Here is a 16,429-nt window from a genome sequence, read left to right on the forward strand (position 1 = left end):
TTAATGGATTCATTCCCGGCATTGATTCCTCCAATATCCTAACCATCGTGGCATTGATCGGAACAACGGTCGTGCCATACAACCTCTTTCTCCATTCTTCCTTGGTAGCCAAACGATGGGCAAAAATTGAAGATCTAAAATATGTCAGGGTGGATACCATTGTTGCGGTTGTATTGGGAGGATTGGTTTCCATGGCCATCATCATCACAGCTGCCGCAGGAGAAGCGATGGAAGTCAATAATGCCGCAGATTTGGCAATTGGCCTTGAACCTATTATGGGAGTTGCAGCCAAATATTTTATAGCATTTGGATTGTTCGCAGCAGGGATTACTTCTGCGATAACCGCCCCTTTGGCAGGTTCATTGGTGGTTGTAGATTGTTTTGGTTGGTCCAATGACATCCGAAAAATGCCCATGCGGATCAGTATTATCTGCATTTTGGGATTGGGTTTGTTGTTTTCTTCCTTGGGCATCAAACCTGTTCAGTTGATCACTTTTGCCCAATTGGCCAATGGTATTTTGCTTCCTTTATTAAGTGCCTACATTCTTTGGTTGGTAAATAAAAAACCGGTGATGCAGGGCAATGTAAATTCATTCCTATTGAATATCATTGGTATTGCCATTTGGTTGGTCACTTTGGTTTTGGGTGCAATTAGTGTAGGAAAGGTGATGTGTTGGGTATAAACAGTTTATTTTTGGTTGGTAGTATTACATAATTTACATCTTCTTCAAATTGTCAGGCCTAGAATTTACTTAAAGGTATTTTTTTTGGTAACTTAAAGCTTTCACAATTAGTAGTACCAATTCTTATATTTTAAAGTATAATTAAAAAAACAAAATGAAAAGAAAAGCAACAGCCGTATGGCAAGGAACCGGAAAAGAAGGTAAAGGACATTTGACCACTCAAACAGGGGTTTTGGACAAAACCCAATATTCTTTCAGTTCAAGATTTGAAGAAGGAAAAGGAACCAACCCCGAAGAACTTATAGCAGCTGCACATGCAGGATGTTTTGCCATGAAACTAAGTTTCAACCTTACCGGTGCGGGTTTTGAACCTGAGGAATTACATGTAGAAGGAACCATTACCTTAGGAGATGGAGCCATTAGCCAGTCAAAACTCGTGTTGAAAGCAAAGGTTAAAGATATTTCTAAGGAAAAATTTGACGAGCTGGTTAAGGATGCAGAGAAAAACTGTCCTGTATCCAAACTTCTTGATACTGAAATAGTGGTTGAATCCACATTGAATTGATGGAAGGAATCCGTCGGGAGTTCAAATAAAAATTTTCCGACGGATTCCTACATTTTGATTATAGCCGTTACCACCTAATCTATAATGATTTATTGAAATATGCCCTTACGGAATTTAGCAAATTTTAGCAACGAAGAGCTCAATAGCAAAATTAAGACGCTAATGGCTATCAATTTTATTCTAAGCTTTGTGATTGTTATGTTTTTTGGATATCTGTTTTATGTCCTCTACATGGATAAATGGACTGAAACTAATCTCGCTGGAGTTATTTCCATCACTGTAATGATAGCTGTGATCGCAATCAATGCTTCAAACATTTCCGGTATCAAAAAGGAATTGAACAAACGCTCATAGTTTCCATCATTTTTTCTCGGTGGCAAAAGAAACCAATTTGGCAATGACTACTGCAGGATATAATATTCCCAAAGCAGACAAAAAAACAGAAAGCATTTTTGAAGACATATTAATAGGATAAAGATCTCCAAATCCTATTGTAGAAATACTGACCAAACTGAAATACATGTAATCCCCATAATTCACATCCATTCCTGAAATTTTAATTTCACCTCCAATAGAATCTCCGGCAAGTAATTGGATCACTTCAAATCCAAATGCTCCTGCCAATGCAACCAATAAATACACATTGACTGCACCCACCACCCTGTATGTATTTACTTCCTGATCCCGGAAAAGTAATCTTGTATTGATGATGATTAAAAGTGTGAGGTTTAGAATAATCACAATTCTTTCCAAGAGGTAAAACTCATAGGGATTGTCCGTAAATCGAATCATCCTTAACAATAAATGAATGGTGACCATGGAAATACTGGCAATCAAAAAGCCTTTCTCCATGGCTGAAAAAAGTCCTACACAAAAAAGAAGGATAATCATGATATTGAGAAAGATAGTTGAATCCCCTTCCCTATCAATCATCACCGGTAAAATAAAAACTGTAAAGAGAAGCATTCCCAATAACGTGACGAAAGATGCATCTGACACCCAATAGTTTTTGGTCTTTTGAAAGAAATTATTCATAAATAGACTTCTTTAAGTTAGGGCGGAGATATTCGTTATAAAAATTAGAAGCAGCCAATTGATACGGCATAAGGATACTGTCTGCACCCAGACCCTCAAGCTGAAACTGATCTGTAGGCTGTAATGCAGTTAAAAATATTTTCCCTTTGAAATTCAACCTTTTTAGTCTTTGGATACTGTGGGCTGCAAATTCGGAATTTGGTACTGTATTGATAAAACATTTGGCCTTCTGAAGTGGCAAATGGGAAAATAGGTCAGGATCTTCCAGATCGCCATAAATCACCGGCTTATCTTTTTCTCTGAATTTTTTGACAACGCTTGGATCAAAATCAACACCGAAATATTTGTCTTTCGAATTTGCTTCTATTCTTCTTACCAATTCACTTCCAAACCTACCAAGACCTATAATTATAATGGCATAATCTCCATCGAACTTATCATTATATAATTGGTCAACCATAGGTTTTTTCTTTTCGAAAACACTTAAAAACGGAGAAAGCAACTCATAAAGCTGATGTGAATATAATATCTTGTAAGTCGAAAGGGCTATTGTAATCATTCCGACCAAAGTAATAAGCCCCAAAATTTCCTCATTGATATGTCCAACTGCCAGGCCCAGCCCCGCAAAAATCAAAGAGAATTCGCTGATCTGTGCTACCGTAAGGCCTGCCAGAAACGATGTTCTTTTTCTATACCCCATTAGACCCATGATGATCAAAACGATAATCGGATTACCGATCAATACGAAAACAGAGAAAATAAATGAAGGCAAGATTTGAGATCCAATGGCAGATAAATCCAGGTTTGAACCAAGGTGGACAAAAAAGAAAAGCAAAAGAAAATCCCTCAAACTGACGAGTCTTCCGCTGATTACATCTTTGAATGGTGAGGATGTCAGAGTGACTCCCGCCAAAAAAGCACCCACCTCACCACTAAAACCTATTGCATCACTGATTCCCGCTAGAGATACTGCCCAAGCTATGGAAAACAGTGTAAGCAGTTCGGTGGATTTAGCAAGAAAATGACTGATTCGGGGGATAAGGTATTTCATCGCCAAAAATGTAAATACCACAAATATCAAACTGTATAAAAGAGTTTTGAGAATTTCCACAGGCACGGAAGCTTCACTTTGTCTACCAATAGTTGCCAGCACAATCATCACCAAAATAACTACTATATCCTGTACTATCAGAAATCCAAGAGCTATCTGTCCATGACGGGAATCGATTTCCTTTTTGTCAGATAAAAGCTTTACAATGATAATTGTACTGGAAAAAGTAAGTGCAACAGCAATGTAGAAGCTTTGCAAACTTGAAAAACCAAATCCTAAACCAATGAAATATCCGAAAAGAGATGTAAACAGGACCTGACCCAATCCGGTCATCAATGCAATTTTACCTGTCGATTTGATAAGCCTCAGATCAAGTTTCAATCCAACTATAAAAAGCAAAATGGAAATACCTATTTCTGCCAGAAGTTTGATGTTTTCCTTTGAGTGGACGATATTCAAAAATGATGGACCAACAACAACTCCCAAAAAAATGAACATTACAATTAGTGGTTGCTTGAAGAACTGTCCGATCGCTCCCAATAATGCAGCAAGAAAAAGTATGATGGCATATTCCAAAAATGGGTTCTGCGAAATCTCAACTAACCAATTCATGGTATGATGATAAGAGGTATTGATGCACGGTAAACCAATTCATTGATCATGAATTTCCTGAAAATTTTATCCTTAAATGTCCTGCCTCCTTTTTGTAGGATAAGGTAACAGTTTTCTGCGGCTTCAAATTCGTCAAATGCTTCATTTTTGAATTTATCCCCGGTATAAATTCTGGTAGAAATTTGAGCATGGGATTTTATTTTTGATTTAATTTCATTCAAATAATTCTCCAAATCCAGTAAATTATCATTTTCCTCAGCAAAATTGATCAACATGATTTCCTCAACCAAGCCCTCAATTTTATCAAGAAAACTATTCAATTGCTCTATATTAAATGGGTACTTGGGGTTTGCACCTATCATTAATTTTTTAGGAATTATTTCGGTTTTGGTTTTAGGAACTGCAATGACGATTTGATCAAGTCTTTCAACAACTTCTGTTACCCTACTTCCCAAAAATATCTGTTCCAGCTTTCCGGTTCCCTTCAACCCCATAATAATCAGACTTTCAGATGAATTTTGGGTTTTCTCCTCTAAATATTTAATCAGGTTCTGACTGATGGGTTCAAAGCTCACCTTACCATTTTCACCAAATATTTCGCTTTGGAGTTTAAACCACTCCTGTGAAATCACTCTTTTATTTTCATAATGGATCTGATGCCTAATGGCATTGGAAGCCAAAGAAGGAATTGGATCCTCCATTTGATGGACAACTCTTAATTCAGCATCAAGCCAAATTGCCCAATTTTTGGCAAGTCTTAATTGCTGGTCCGTAAACGCTGAAAAATCTATGGGTACAAATATGGTATCAGGCATAATTTCAAATTTGAATTCAAATTACTGATTTTGATTATAATGTTCCCATAAAATAAAAAAGAGTTTAAATGTGAATCAAAAAGGGATCTTTCATTTTTTCATTAGTTTTGGCAATCAATCTGTTTTAGGGAATGAATTTATCAACAGAAAACATATTATTGATTGGGTCAATTTTACTCTTTGTGAGTATTCTTGCAGGCAAAACTTCCTATAAATTTGGCGTACCCACATTAATACTATTTTTGGCGATAGGCATAATAGCCGGTGCAGACGGATTGGGAATTCAATTCGATAATCCGGGCACAGCGCAGTTTATAGGAATAGTCTCACTGAATTTCATTTTGTTTTCAGGAGGTTTGGATACAAACTGGAGTTCGATCAAACCTGTTTTGGGCCAGGGAATCATGCTTTCGACTTTTGGTGTGTTTTTGACAGCCATTTCTTTGGGTTTGTTTTTTTGGATGATTTCAGATTTTACTATTTATGAAGCATTGCTTTTGGGAGCAATTGTTTCCTCTACAGATGCAGCGGCAGTTTTCTCAATTCTCCGGTCAAAAAGTCTGGCATTAAAATACAGACTGCGCTCAACGTTGGAACTTGAAAGTGGAAGTAATGATCCAATGGCTTATGTGCTGACAATCTCTTTTCTGGGCCTTGTAATGAACCCGGATATGTCTCCCTGGGAATTGGCCATAACATTTTTTAGGCAAATGATCTTAGGTGGAATTCTTGGTCTTGGATTTGGGTGGATAAGTAAATTCTCCATCAATAAAATCAATTTGGGATTTGAGGGTCTTTATCCTGTGTTGGTTATTTCTCTGATGTTTGTGACTTTTTCGGTAACCGATTTCCTGGGAGGAAATGGATTCTTGGCTGTCTATCTTTGTGCTGTCTATCTTGGAAACCAGGATCTTATTCATAAAAGGACAATTTTAAAACTTTATGATGGAATAGCCTGGTTGATGCAGATTGTGTTGTTTTTGACCTTGGGGCTTTTGGTGAATCCCAGCGAAATCATCCCCTTGCTGGGTTTAGGTATTGCAGCCTCATTATTTTTAATTTTTGTCGCAAGGCCAATAGGCGTTTTGATTTCTCTAATACCTTTCAAAATGAAATTCCGAAGACGCTTGTATATTTCTTGGGTTGGTTTGAGAGGTGCTGTACCGATTGTGTTTGCTACTTATCCCTTGATTGCCGGAATTGAAAAAGCTCCCATTATTTTCAATATCGTTTTCTTTATTTCGGTCACCTCTGTAATTATTCAGGGCACTACCCTTTCAAAAGTTGCAGAATTGCTCAATGTATTGCTTCCCGCTAAATTGAAACCTAAATCGGCGGTAGATTCATTTTTGAATGAAACACCAAAAACTGCTATGGTAGAAATAACTGTTGATGGCAATAATGAGATTGTTGGAAAGAAAATATTGGAGATAGGTTTCCCAAAAAACGCCATAATAGCCATGATCAAAAGAGAAGGGGAATTTATCACCCCAAATGGAAACACCTCAATAGAAAAAAATGATCAGTTGATCGTATTGGCCGAAAGTGAAGTCTCTTTAACGAATGTTTATCTGGCTTTAAAAATGGAAGAACCGGAATTGGATGAGGAATAATTTACTTCTTTAAGCCTTAACAAAAATGCCAAAAGATCACTTTTCTATCAAATAATAATTTGCAGAAAAGTGATCTTTTGGGTTATTATAAGTGATCTTCTATTCTTTTACGCCGCATTCCTCGCCGCATTGATGATGGCAAACATAGTCCGCAAAATCAACATCTGAAGGACACGGTCCTCTTTGCCTGATTCCAACATACTCTGTATGGCATACTGCTGAATGGTGATCACAGGAAGGACAATTTTTTCCCTGATGGCAATGGACTCTTTGGAGGTGGGATTATCCTGAAGTAAGGTGTCCATATCGGAAACCTCCAAAAGCATCTTGATGGTTCTTTTATATTCTTTGAACATCAGGTTCCAAAGGTCAGCATACTTGGGATTGTCTTTAAGGTATGCTGTTGACTTATAAAAAGATTTGGCCAAAGACTGCATGGAATTGCCCAAAAGAGACCTAAAGAACAATGAGTTTTGGTACAATTTTTTTGCATCCTCAAATTTTCCTTCTTTTTGGAGCGACTCCAAAGCCGCACCAACTCCGAAGAATCCGGGGATATTCTGTTTCATCTGTGCCCAAGAACCGACAAATGGTATGGCCCTAAGGTCATCAAACTTCAATCCGGCATCTTTTCCTCTCTTCAGGGGTCTAGACCCTATGTTTACCTGACCAAAGTATTTCAAAGGAGTTACATGTTCCAAGTATGGTAAAAATTGAGGGTGGCTTTTGAATTCTTTATAAAACTGGTATGAAACATCTGCCATTTTATCAATCAAAGCCCTTTCTGCTTTATCCAGACCTTTTTCTGAGGAAGGGTATAATTCATTTTCTATTCCTGCGCAGAGCAACTGTTCAAGGTTGTAAGTACAAGAGACAGGTTTGCCATAATTGGCAGATATGGTCTGACCTTGAATGGTCACTTGTATTTCCTCATTTTCCACATCCTGACCTAGGGAAGCATAGAAATTGTGCATGTTTCCACCACCTCTGGCCGGCGGTCCTCCCCTTCCATCAAAGAACACCACGCTGACATCATACTTTCTGGAAATTTTGGTCAGTTCCTCCTTGGCCCTCAAAATAGACCAATTGGCCCGAATATAACCCCCATCTTTGGTTCCGTCAGAAAAGCCCAACATAATCGTCTGCTTCAATCCCCTGTTTTTTAGGTGGGCATTATAAGCTTTATTTTGATATAATTTTTCCATGATGGCGGGGGCTTTCGCCAGGTCATCGATGGTTTCAAAAAGTGGTACAATATCTATGGGCAACAGATTGTCCTGATCAAGCAAATTCAATTTCGCCAATTGATATACTTCCAGCATATGCAATACAGATTGACAATTGGAAATAATATACCTGTGCAATCCATCTTCGCCGTTGTTCTTTTGAACTTCCCTGACGGCATCAAAACTTTTGAGCATTTCCTGATGAAATTCATCCTTCAGTTCTGAGACCGCTGGGAGCTTTTCAAAATTCAATATATAATCGATCTTTTGCTCCTCGGATAGCTTATGGTAAGATTTAAGTTCATTTTTTCCCAGATTGATTTCAATGATTTCATCCCATAAGGCATCATGCTTTCTGCTGTCCTGACGGACATCCATATTGGCAAAGTGGAAACCGAAAATTTTCACTTTTAGAATAAATTCGTCCAATTGATCCAAAAACAGACCCTCATGGAATTCAACTAATCCCTTTCTGGCTTCCAGCAAATCAGATAACAAATCTTCTTTACTTTTATAATAGTTCTGATTTTCAAAAAGTGAGTTGAAAAGCCCATTTTCGACTTTCAACATAACAGGTTCAACATTTTTGAATGTCAGTCTTTTTCTCAACTTTCTGACATCTCTATAATAACATCGGATGATCCATTTTTGGAGCTTCTCGGCTACTTTGACAGTGATATCGTGTGTCACAAAAGGATTGCCATCTCTGTCCCCTCCCGGCCAAAAACCGACTTTTAACAAACCTGGATTATCCCATTCATTTAATGGAATTTCAAGTGCTTTGAGCGTCTTGGTAAGAATGTCAGGAATGCTTTGGTAAAACACATTGGTCAAAAACCAGATCAAACTGACTGCCTCATCTAATGGAGTTGGCTTCTCTTTGTTGATAAAAGCAGTTTTTCCCAATTGCTGTAAAAGGAGATCAATATTTCCCAGATCATTGTCCCTAATAGCAGTCTCTAAGTCTGTAATAATCCCCAATACATTGCCCGGGTAAAACTGGGTCGGATGCGCTGTAAGGGTCAATCTGACAGAAAAGGTTTTTAACTTTTCAATTAAAGCTTCTTTTTTTCTATCATTTTCTACCCTGGTAATCAGGGCATTGATGCTTCCTTTACCTTTGACATCATGGATTTTTTCGAAGGCTGCATCTTCAATGGAGTCGAAAAGTACAACTTGTCTCTCGACATATTGTACCATTTTAAACAAGAGGTTATGACGCTCTTCTTTACTGTTTGCCGCCATCATTTCAGCAAAAAATCCTTCAATGATTTCCTTGGGGTTTTTGTCTTTTTCATATCCTTCCTGGCATTTACTCGACAGGATCGGCAGTAATGTACCCGTTCTGTGGATGTCGCTAAAGGGTAGATCCAAAAAAAGACTGTTGTAGATGGTGAACCTTTTGGATACTTCGGTTTGGTAGTTGTTTTTTGACATGTTAGGTATAATGGTTTTGATGATGTGAATTTAGAAAAAAATAACCAATTGAAGGAATAAACACTCAATTCTTCAATAAAAACCTTGTTTTTTTGATGTATTTTTAATTTAAAGGCTTTTTTATTCGAAATAGATAAAATAATAATGGTAAACTTATTAAGGATAAATAAGTAAGTATGTTTGTTTAAATTGATACATTAGTACTTTAAAAAGATTTCTAACCAACAACTCTTTGCAATGATATTGGCAGTGCTTTCCGGTTTTTTAATAGCCGCTCTAGTGCCCTTTTTCAGTAAATATCTCAAAAAAACCATTCCCTTTGTTTTTTCCGCTTTGCCTATTGTGCTGTTCGTTTATTTTATCAGTTATCTGAATCAAATAAAGTTGAGTTCCCATAAAATGTTCAGTTATCTCTGGGTTCCAAGTATGGGAATTGACCTTGATTTCAGATTGGATGGTTTGTCCATGTTGTTTGCTTTGATGATTACCGGGATAGGTTCTTTAGTGTTTCTATATACAGCCAATTACCTGAAAGGACACCAATACCTGGACAGATTCTACGGTTATCTTGCCATGTTTATGGCATCCATGCTGGGCCTTGTCCTATCGGATAATCTGATGACCATGTTTGTTTTTTGGGAACTGACCAGTATAAGTTCCTTCTTTTTGATCGGATTCAACAATGAGGATCCTGAATCCAGAAAAAGTGCCCTTACCGCTTTGGGGGTAACCGGAATGGGCGGCTTGGTTTTGTTGGCAGGAATCATTGTTATTGCTTCTGTAGGGGACAGTTATTCATTTACAGAGCTGCTCAGTTCCCCAGAAATCATCAAATCAAGCAGTAGTTACCTTTGGATCATAGGATTGGTGTTTATTGGTGCATTTACCAAATCAGCCCAGTTCCCTTTCCATTTTTGGCTACCGGGAGCGATGAAGGCCCCTACTCCAGTCAGCACCTACCTGCATTCCGCTACTATGGTCAAAGCTGGGATTTACCTGTTGGCAAGGTTTACACCATTATTGGGGGATACTTATTGGTGGAACAGCACTTTGATTACTGTAGGTGCAATCACGATGATTTTTGCGGCTGTTCATTCTCTTTTTAGGATAGACCTGAAAAGTATTTTGGCATATTCCACCATATCCGCTTTGGGAATTTTGGTGTTTCTGATCGGTTTGGGCACTGAAGATGCCTTGTTGGGCGCAGCTTTGTTTATAGTTACCCATGCTTTGTACAAAGCCACCTTGTTTTTGGTCACCGGTATCATTGACCATGAAACGGGTACCAGGGATGTCACCCGCTTGGGCGGATTGCAAAAAGTCATGAAACCTGTTGCCATCGCCGGCTTTTTAGCAGCATTATCCAGTGCCGGTATCCCTTTGTTATTGGGTTTTATCAGCAAGGAAGTGATGTATGAGGCTACATTTCATTTTGGCAAATGGGCAATACTATTGACTGCTTTGATTGTTTTGACCAAAGCATTACTTTTTGTTGCGGGTTTTTGGGTAGGTGTCAGGCCATTTACCGGGCAGTTGCCTTCTGAATATGAAAAAGTCCACTTGCCAAGTCCATTACTTTGGGTTCCCCCTTTATTAATGGCGATACTATGTGTGCTTTTTGGTACGGCACCAATTATCATCGAGTCATTCATTCAGTCTGTGTACAGCAGTATCATGCCAAATGCACCGGAAATCCACCTTGCTTTGTGGCATGGGCTGAACTGGCCATTGGGCCTTAGTGCCCTGACCTTGGCCCTGGGATTTGGCTTGTATTTTTTCCTTAAGCCTTCTAATGGACTATTGGAAAAAACCAAAAAATTTGAATCTATAGCACCAATTGAACTGGCCAATGCCTTTGGAAATTTATTTCTTGGTTTTGCGAAATTTTGGACCAACTTTTTCCAAAATGGGTATCTGAGAAACTATGTGATCTCCATTTTGATATTTGTAACCATTTTGGCCGGGTACAGGCTATTTTTCGGGGTAGATATCCACTTAGATTGGACTCAGATTTCACAGATTACCCCTTCGGAATTAATCGTGGTCATCCTGATGGTCACCTCTATCTTTTTTGCCTTGTTTTCACCTACCAGGACAGGGGTGATTGTGGCTTTGGGGATTATAGGACTTGCCATCTGTCTGTTCTTTTTATATTATTCAGCTCCTGATCTGGCCATGACCCAGTTTTCGATTGATACATTGACGGTTTTGCTTTTCATGTTGGTGCTCTTTCGGCTTCCCAAAAATACGACCTTCTCTTCCAGGAAAACCAGGATCAGGGATGCGTTTTTTTCCCTTATGTTTGGTACCCTGATTTCAGTATTGGCATTGGAAGTATTTGAAGCCCCTTCTTCATCAGAGGTTTCGGATTTTTATGCAGAAAGTTCCTATCTGCTGGCCAAAGGCAAAAATGTAGTCAATGTAATTCTGGTTGACTTCCGTGGTATTGACACGATGGTAGAGACAGTAGTGCTGGTCATTGCTGCATTGGGGGTTTTAAGTTTGTTGAAACTTGACCTTAACCCTTCAAAAAAAGACTGAGATGAAACCGAGCATGACGCAAGCGACACATAGAGGTATGATTAAAATTTGCGAGGTTCCATATGACCCCTTAAAAACATTTATATACATATGAAATCATTAATATTTAAAACAGCATCAAATTATTTATTACCACTCTTATTGATGTTTTCAATATTCATTCTCCTTCGTGGCCATTATTTGCCCGGTGGGGGCTTTGTTGGTGGATTGATGGCAGCATTGGCCTTTATGTTATATTCATTTGCCTTTGGCCTGAAAGAAACACGGAACATAGTCAAATTGAATCCACGATATCTGATGCCCATTGGCCTTGCAATAACTATTCTTGCTGCTGTAAGTCCTTTTGTAATTGGTCTTCCGATAATGACGGGGCTTTGGTTTGAGGAACCACTTATAATGGTCGGTATGGTAGGATCTGCCCTGTTTTTTGATATAGGAGTTTATTTGATAGTGATAGGATCCACATTGACCATCATGTTTTCAATTTCTGAAACTATCTGATATGGAATTACTGCTGATATTTATTATTGGACTTTTGCATTCTGCAGGCATTTACATGTTGCTCCGACGAAGCATGTTCAAAATGATCATAGGCCTGATCCTATTGGGAAATGGGGTCAACTTACTGATATTTCTATTGGGCAAACTGGTCAAAGGACATCCCCCGGTAATCGACGAATCTGCAAAAGTATTTTCTGAAATATATGCCGATCCCCTGCCCCAAGCTTTGATCCTTACTGCAATTGTCATTGGCTTTGGCTTACAATCCTTTGCCATTATCCTGATCAAAAGAGTCTATAAGGTGCTCGGAACAGATGATCTGGATGAACTGAATTCAACCGATGAAGAAATATGAGTAATATTTGGATTATTTCACCAATAATTTTCCAACTGGCTTCCGCTGTAGTCCTGTTGTTCCTATGGAGTTTTACCAAAGTCCAAAAAATATTGAGCTTGCTGCTTACTCTTTTTGGGCTGGGCATAGCAATTTGGATATTCATATTGGTCTATCATCAGGGGATTCAGGTAACCCAGGCCGGAAACTGGTCTGCGCCCTTTGGAATCACCTTTGTGGCAGATGCATTTGCGGTGACCCTGGTTTTACTGACCGCTATTGCAGGATTTGCCGTTTCGGTTTTTTCTTTTGGAAGCATCAGTGAGGAAAGGTTAAAGTTTGGATATTACCCCATGCTTCACTTCCTATTGATGGGGCTTCAGGGTGCTTTTTTGACAGGCGACATATTCAATCTATATGTCTGGTTTGAAGTCATCATTATTTCCTCTTTTGTTTTGATCACCATAGGTGGCAAAAAAGCCCAATTAGAAGGAGCCATCAAATATGTTGCTTTAAACCTTTTGGCCTCAGTTTTTTTTCTTATCGGCATTGCTTTCTTATATGGTTTGACCGGTTCTCTTAACATGGCTGATCTGGCTATTATTGTACAGAAAATTGAAAATAGGGGCTTGGTCAATGTAACAGCAAGTTTGTTTTTGGTTGCATTTGGGATCAAATCCGCAGTATTCCCCTTGTATTTCTGGCTTCCTGCCTCTTACCACACCCCACCACCTGCTGTTGCCGCCATTTTTGGAGGATTGCTTACCAAGGTAGGTGTCTATGCTATGGTAAGGACTTTCACCCTGATATTCGTCGGGGATGAATTCCTGGGCATCGTCTTATCGGTCATGGCTGCCCTGACCATTCTTTCCGGGGGCCTTGGTGCACTTTACCATGAACATATAGGTAAAATCTTCGGCTATTTTATCATTTGCCACATTGGCTTTATGATGGCAGGTTTGGGAATGATGACAGAGATGGCCATCGTAGGTACTATTTTCTACCTGATCCACGATATCATCGTCAAAACCAATTTGTTTATGGTTTCGGGGCTGATTCTAAAAATCAACGGTACACAAAATATCAAGGCTTTGGGAGGAATGTATACTTCTTATCCTCTTCTTTCCCTGCTTATGGCAATCCCGCTATTTTCTCTGGTTGGCATCCCCCCTCTTTCCGGATTCTGGGCAAAAATCTTTTTTATTCAAGGAGGTTTGGAAGCAAGTGAGTATGCATTAGTAGCATTTGTGATCCTTGGATCATTTCTTACCCTTTGGGTAATAGGCAAAGTATGGGCAGAGGTGTTCTGGAAGCCTGGCATAAACCTTCCAGTGAAGGCAAATGGTATTTATTTTAATGAACTTGGAAAAAAAGAACAATGGGCTTATGTCCTGCCCATTATCTTCCTTTCAATGATTTCATTGTACATTGGTTTTTGGGCCGAAAATATAATCGTCCTTGCCAAACAGATTGCCGGGGAACTTATGGATCCCTCTTTGTATATTGAAACTGTATTGGGACTAAAGAACATCAAATCATGACCAAATCCCTATTTTTAAGCAATATTTTACTGGCAACTGTCTGGCTCTTTGCCACTGGGAAGCTGACGGAGGAGAATTTTGTCTTTGGCTTCCTGATCAGTTTTGGCATTCTTTGGGTGATTACTTACCATCGAAAAGACAGTAATAAATACTTTACTGTATTGCCCAGATTGATTGTCTTTATCCTGTTTGTATTTTGGAAAATCATCTTAGCCAATCTTCAGACCGTCAAAGAATCCCTGTATTCAAAATCGAGACTTTCACCTGCCATCATAAAATTCCCACTTGATGCTGAAAGTGACCTGGAAATCACTTTTCTGGCCAACCTTATATGTCTGACACCCGGGACTATGGTCCTGGATGTTTCTGATGACAAAAAAGTCATGTACATACATGTGATCCATTGCAATGACAAAGCGGCCTTTATCCAGGGAATTAAGGGTGATTTCGAAAAAACATTAATCGATTTGATGAGATGAGTTTACAGGAATACTATAATTATATACTTATCCCTATATTGGGTTTATCCTTGATATTGGTGTTTATCCGCTTTCTGAAGGGACCAAGTATTGGAGACAGGGTTATTTCCCTGGATATGCTGATTTTGATTTCGATTGGTATTATTGCTGTTTACAGCATGCAAAATGATCAGAGTACCTTTTTGGATATAGCCATGCTTTTTGCTTTAATAGCATTTTTGGGTACGGTGGCTTTTGCTTATTTTATGGAACAAAGGGAGAAAAAAGATGAATGAAATATTGATTATGATATTATCCACCATGGGAGCGTTGTTTGTGCTTTCAACGGCTATTGCCATGTTAACAAAGCCTGATGTGTATCTTAGGATCAATGTCACCACAAAGGCTGCCACCTTGGGACTCGGGTTGATTTTGGCATCCGCCGCAGTTTATTTCGCAGACATTTCTGTGACTACCCGGGTAATTTCCATCATTTTGTTTATTTTTCTGACAGCACCGATTGGAGGTCACATGCTGATGCGGTCTGCCTATTTTACAAAAACACCTATCTGGAGTGGAACCAAAATTGATGAACTGGCAGGGCAATATGATCCTGAAACTCATGAACTGTACAGTGAAGATCACGATACTTCCATCAAACCCGAAATAACCGATAAATCCACCTGATATGAAGAAAATCAAACTATCCCTCATGCTGTTAGCAGCCATAATTATGACCAATTCCTGTGACGAAACTCCCCAAGAGCAAAAAGCAGATATAAAATATGAATTCCTCGTTGGATCTTACACAGATTCTGATGAAGAAGGTATTGCTCTATTGACTTTCAATCCCGAAGAAAATCTAATATCAATGGAAGTCATTGCTGCAGGTGTCAAGAACCCATCATTTCTGGTCAGCAACAGGGCCCAAACTTATGTTTATGCTGTAGAAGAAACAGGCGGAGAAAATGGCGGGAAAGTAAAATCATTTAAATTTGATAGAGAAAACAACACTTTGGAGTTGCTTGATACCAAAGATACATTTGGAAATCACCCGTGTTATCTGACCCTTGATCCCAATGAAGAATTTTTGGCAGTGGGGAATTATTCAGGAGGTAATTTTGCAGTCTATAAACTCAATAATGGAATGCTTGAACATGTTCAGACCCAACAGCATGAAGGGCAAAGCGTGGTTTCAGGAAGACAGGACAAATCACACGTGCACAGCGTAGTTTTTCACCCTAACGGTGAACAGATGCTTGTCGGCGATCTTGGGGCTGATAAAATTTTCATCTATGATTTTAATCCTACTTATGCAGTTCCTTTCAATCCTGCTCCAGAGCCTTACTTAGAAGTTAGCCCAGGTGCAGGTCCAAGGCATTTGGCTATTCATCCTGACGGGAAAACCGTTTACATGATACATGAAATGAGTGCTGAATTGGGGGTCTATTCCTATGATGATGGACAGATGGCCAAAAAGCAAATCGCCCCATTGACAGGAGAAGGGTTCACCGGAAATGTGGGTGCTGCTGAAGTAAGGATTTCACCTGATGCAAAGTTTGTATATGCATCAAATCGTGGTGATGCCAATGACATCTCAGTCTTTTCAATCGGAAGAGATGGCAATGTAACCTTTGTGGAAAGAGTGGATACAGGCGGGGAAACTCCACGGAATTTCGCAATAACCAAAGACGGGGAATACCTGATAGCAGCAAATCAAGGATCAAATAATATCATTGTATTTGAAAGAGACCAAAAAACCGGAAAACTTATAAAAACAGAATTGACCGTCTCTATCAATAAGCCCGTTTACTTTTTTGGGCTGGATTGATTTCAGAAAAAACAGGAAGAATAGTACCAAAAATGACCCTGATTTAGAATAATTTTCTGCTTTATGGACAAAATACTTTGAAATTATTTTAGTTCAATAGTTTTATTTATTAAAACTATCCTTACCTTTGGGCATTATTAATTCAATTACAAATTTATCATGAACACAGGAAAAGTTAAGTTTTTT

Annotated in this window: 16 protein-coding genes; 12 read left to right on the top strand and 4 right to left on the bottom strand. The window is 38.8% G+C overall.

Annotation, left to right across the window (positions count from 1 at the left end):
* The 3 genes from ACEW8O_RS21750 to ACEW8O_RS21760 form a co-directional block, all read left to right on the top strand.
* Positions 1–683, top strand: a 683-nt coding sequence (locus tag ACEW8O_RS21750) for an NRAMP family divalent metal transporter (RefSeq protein ID WP_373496734.1), incomplete at its 5' end; no start/stop codon positions are given.
* A 154-nt stretch (positions 684–837) separates the two neighbouring features.
* Positions 838–1,248 (top strand): OsmC family protein, encoded by a 411-nt coding sequence (locus tag ACEW8O_RS21755; protein WP_373496735.1) that lies wholly within the window; start codon positions 838–840, stop codon positions 1,246–1,248.
* A gap of 162 nt (positions 1,249–1,410) precedes the next feature.
* Positions 1,411–1,602: a hypothetical protein gene (locus tag ACEW8O_RS21760; protein ID WP_373496736.1), complete on the top strand. Its 192-nt coding sequence runs from the start codon at positions 1,411–1,413 to the stop codon at positions 1,600–1,602.
* A gap of 6 nt (positions 1,603–1,608) precedes the next feature.
* On the opposite strand, the gene ACEW8O_RS21765 is transcribed toward ACEW8O_RS21760, so the two are convergent.
* From ACEW8O_RS21765 to ACEW8O_RS21775, 3 genes are read right to left on the bottom strand one after another with little or no spacing between them, the layout of a single operon-like run.
* Positions 1,609–2,283, bottom strand: coding sequence for a potassium channel family protein (locus tag ACEW8O_RS21765; protein WP_373496737.1), 675 nt, complete (start codon positions 2,281–2,283; stop codon positions 1,609–1,611).
* Positions 2,276–3,946 (bottom strand): cation:proton antiporter, encoded by a 1,671-nt coding sequence (locus ACEW8O_RS21770; protein WP_373496738.1) that lies wholly within the window; start codon positions 3,944–3,946, stop codon positions 2,276–2,278. Before ACEW8O_RS21770 ends, ACEW8O_RS21765 begins: the two co-directional genes overlap by 8 nt.
* Positions 3,943–4,761, bottom strand: coding sequence for a universal stress protein (locus ACEW8O_RS21775; protein WP_373496739.1), 819 nt, complete (start codon positions 4,759–4,761; stop codon positions 3,943–3,945). The genes ACEW8O_RS21770 and ACEW8O_RS21775 overlap by 4 nt, the downstream gene beginning before the upstream one ends.
* A 131-nt stretch (positions 4,762–4,892) precedes the next feature.
* On the opposite strand from ACEW8O_RS21775, the gene ACEW8O_RS21780 reads away from it, so the two are divergent.
* Positions 4,893–6,374, top strand: coding sequence for a potassium/proton antiporter (locus ACEW8O_RS21780; protein ID WP_373496740.1), 1,482 nt, complete (start codon positions 4,893–4,895; stop codon positions 6,372–6,374).
* A gap of 107 nt (positions 6,375–6,481) precedes the next feature.
* On the opposite strand, the gene ACEW8O_RS21785 is transcribed toward ACEW8O_RS21780, so the two are convergent.
* Positions 6,482–9,037 (bottom strand): phosphoenolpyruvate carboxylase, encoded by a 2,556-nt coding sequence (locus ACEW8O_RS21785; RefSeq protein WP_373496741.1) that lies wholly within the window; start codon positions 9,035–9,037, stop codon positions 6,482–6,484.
* 237 nt (positions 9,038–9,274) lie between these two features.
* Between ACEW8O_RS21785 and ACEW8O_RS21790 the strand changes: the two genes are divergently transcribed.
* The 8 genes from ACEW8O_RS21790 (at position 9,275) to ACEW8O_RS21825 (ending at position 16,243) form a co-directional block, all read left to right on the top strand.
* Positions 9,275–11,578, top strand: coding sequence for a putative monovalent cation/H+ antiporter subunit A (locus tag ACEW8O_RS21790; protein ID WP_373496742.1), 2,304 nt, complete (start codon positions 9,275–9,277; stop codon positions 11,576–11,578).
* A gap of 90 nt (positions 11,579–11,668) precedes the next feature.
* Positions 11,669–12,079 (top strand): Na+/H+ antiporter subunit B, encoded by a 411-nt coding sequence (locus tag ACEW8O_RS21795; RefSeq protein WP_373496743.1) that lies wholly within the window; start codon positions 11,669–11,671, stop codon positions 12,077–12,079.
* A gap of 1 nt (position 12,080) precedes the next feature.
* Positions 12,081–12,434, top strand: a complete 354-nt coding sequence (locus tag ACEW8O_RS21800; RefSeq protein ID WP_373496744.1) for a Na+/H+ antiporter subunit C — start codon at positions 12,081–12,083, stop codon at positions 12,432–12,434.
* Entirely contained in the window at positions 12,431–13,954 is a 1,524-nt protein-coding gene (locus tag ACEW8O_RS21805) for a proton-conducting transporter membrane subunit (protein WP_373496745.1), read from the top strand. Before ACEW8O_RS21800 ends, ACEW8O_RS21805 begins: the two co-directional genes overlap by 4 nt.
* Positions 13,951–14,433 (top strand): Na+/H+ antiporter subunit E, encoded by a 483-nt coding sequence (locus ACEW8O_RS21810; RefSeq protein WP_373496746.1) that lies wholly within the window; start codon positions 13,951–13,953, stop codon positions 14,431–14,433. Before ACEW8O_RS21805 ends, ACEW8O_RS21810 begins: the two co-directional genes overlap by 4 nt.
* Positions 14,430–14,708 carry a cation:proton antiporter gene (locus tag ACEW8O_RS21815; protein WP_373496747.1) on the top strand — a complete coding sequence of 93 codons (279 nt, stop codon included), beginning with the start codon at positions 14,430–14,432 and terminating at the stop codon, positions 14,706–14,708. Before ACEW8O_RS21810 ends, ACEW8O_RS21815 begins: the two co-directional genes overlap by 4 nt.
* The gene (locus ACEW8O_RS21820; RefSeq protein ID WP_373496748.1) at positions 14,701–15,099 is read left to right on the top strand and encodes a cation:proton antiporter; all 399 of its coding nucleotides are present in this window, start codon (positions 14,701–14,703) and stop codon (positions 15,097–15,099) included. The genes ACEW8O_RS21815 and ACEW8O_RS21820 overlap by 8 nt, the downstream gene beginning before the upstream one ends.
* 1 nt (position 15,100) lies before the next feature.
* Positions 15,101–16,243, top strand: coding sequence for a lactonase family protein (locus ACEW8O_RS21825; protein ID WP_373496749.1), 1,143 nt, complete (start codon positions 15,101–15,103; stop codon positions 16,241–16,243).
* Positions 16,244–16,429: the final 186 nt, after the last annotated feature.

This window comes from Aquiflexum sp., from assembly GCF_041749095.1.
Taxonomy (GTDB): domain Bacteria; phylum Bacteroidota; class Bacteroidia; order Cytophagales; family Cyclobacteriaceae; genus Aquiflexum.

What these genes read in the sequence shown, in the direction of transcription:
- ACEW8O_RS21760 (WP_373496736.1), top strand. Translation starts at nt 1,411, where the DNA reads ATGGCTATCAATTTTATTCTAAGCTTTGTGATTGTTATGTTTTTTGGA.
- ACEW8O_RS21825 (WP_373496749.1), top strand. Translation starts at nt 15,101, where the DNA reads ATGAAGAAAATCAAACTATCCCTCATGCTGTTAGCAGCCATAATTATG.
- ACEW8O_RS21790 (WP_373496742.1), top strand. Translation starts at nt 9,275, where the DNA reads ATGATATTGGCAGTGCTTTCCGGTTTTTTAATAGCCGCTCTAGTGCCC.
- ACEW8O_RS21795 (WP_373496743.1), top strand. Translation starts at nt 11,669, where the DNA reads ATGAAATCATTAATATTTAAAACAGCATCAAATTATTTATTACCACTC.
- ACEW8O_RS21755 (WP_373496735.1), top strand. Translation starts at nt 838, where the DNA reads ATGAAAAGAAAAGCAACAGCCGTATGGCAAGGAACCGGAAAAGAAGGT.
- ACEW8O_RS21820 (WP_373496748.1), top strand. Translation starts at nt 14,701, where the DNA reads ATGAATGAAATATTGATTATGATATTATCCACCATGGGAGCGTTGTTT.
- ACEW8O_RS21780 (WP_373496740.1), top strand. Translation starts at nt 4,893, where the DNA reads ATGAATTTATCAACAGAAAACATATTATTGATTGGGTCAATTTTACTC.
- ACEW8O_RS21805 (WP_373496745.1), top strand. Translation starts at nt 12,431, where the DNA reads ATGAGTAATATTTGGATTATTTCACCAATAATTTTCCAACTGGCTTCC.
- ACEW8O_RS21765 (WP_373496737.1), bottom strand. Translation starts at nt 2,283, where the DNA reads ATGAATAATTTCTTTCAAAAGACCAAAAACTATTGGGTGTCAGATGCA.
- ACEW8O_RS21815 (WP_373496747.1), top strand. Translation starts at nt 14,430, where the DNA reads ATGAGTTTACAGGAATACTATAATTATATACTTATCCCTATATTGGGT.
- ACEW8O_RS21770 (WP_373496738.1), bottom strand. Translation starts at nt 3,946, where the DNA reads ATGAATTGGTTAGTTGAGATTTCGCAGAACCCATTTTTGGAATATGCC.
- ACEW8O_RS21810 (WP_373496746.1), top strand. Translation starts at nt 13,951, where the DNA reads ATGACCAAATCCCTATTTTTAAGCAATATTTTACTGGCAACTGTCTGG.
- ACEW8O_RS21800 (WP_373496744.1), top strand. Translation starts at nt 12,081, where the DNA reads ATGGAATTACTGCTGATATTTATTATTGGACTTTTGCATTCTGCAGGC.
- ACEW8O_RS21785 (WP_373496741.1), bottom strand. Translation starts at nt 9,037, where the DNA reads ATGTCAAAAAACAACTACCAAACCGAAGTATCCAAAAGGTTCACCATC.
- ACEW8O_RS21775 (WP_373496739.1), bottom strand. Translation starts at nt 4,761, where the DNA reads ATGCCTGATACCATATTTGTACCCATAGATTTTTCAGCGTTTACGGAC.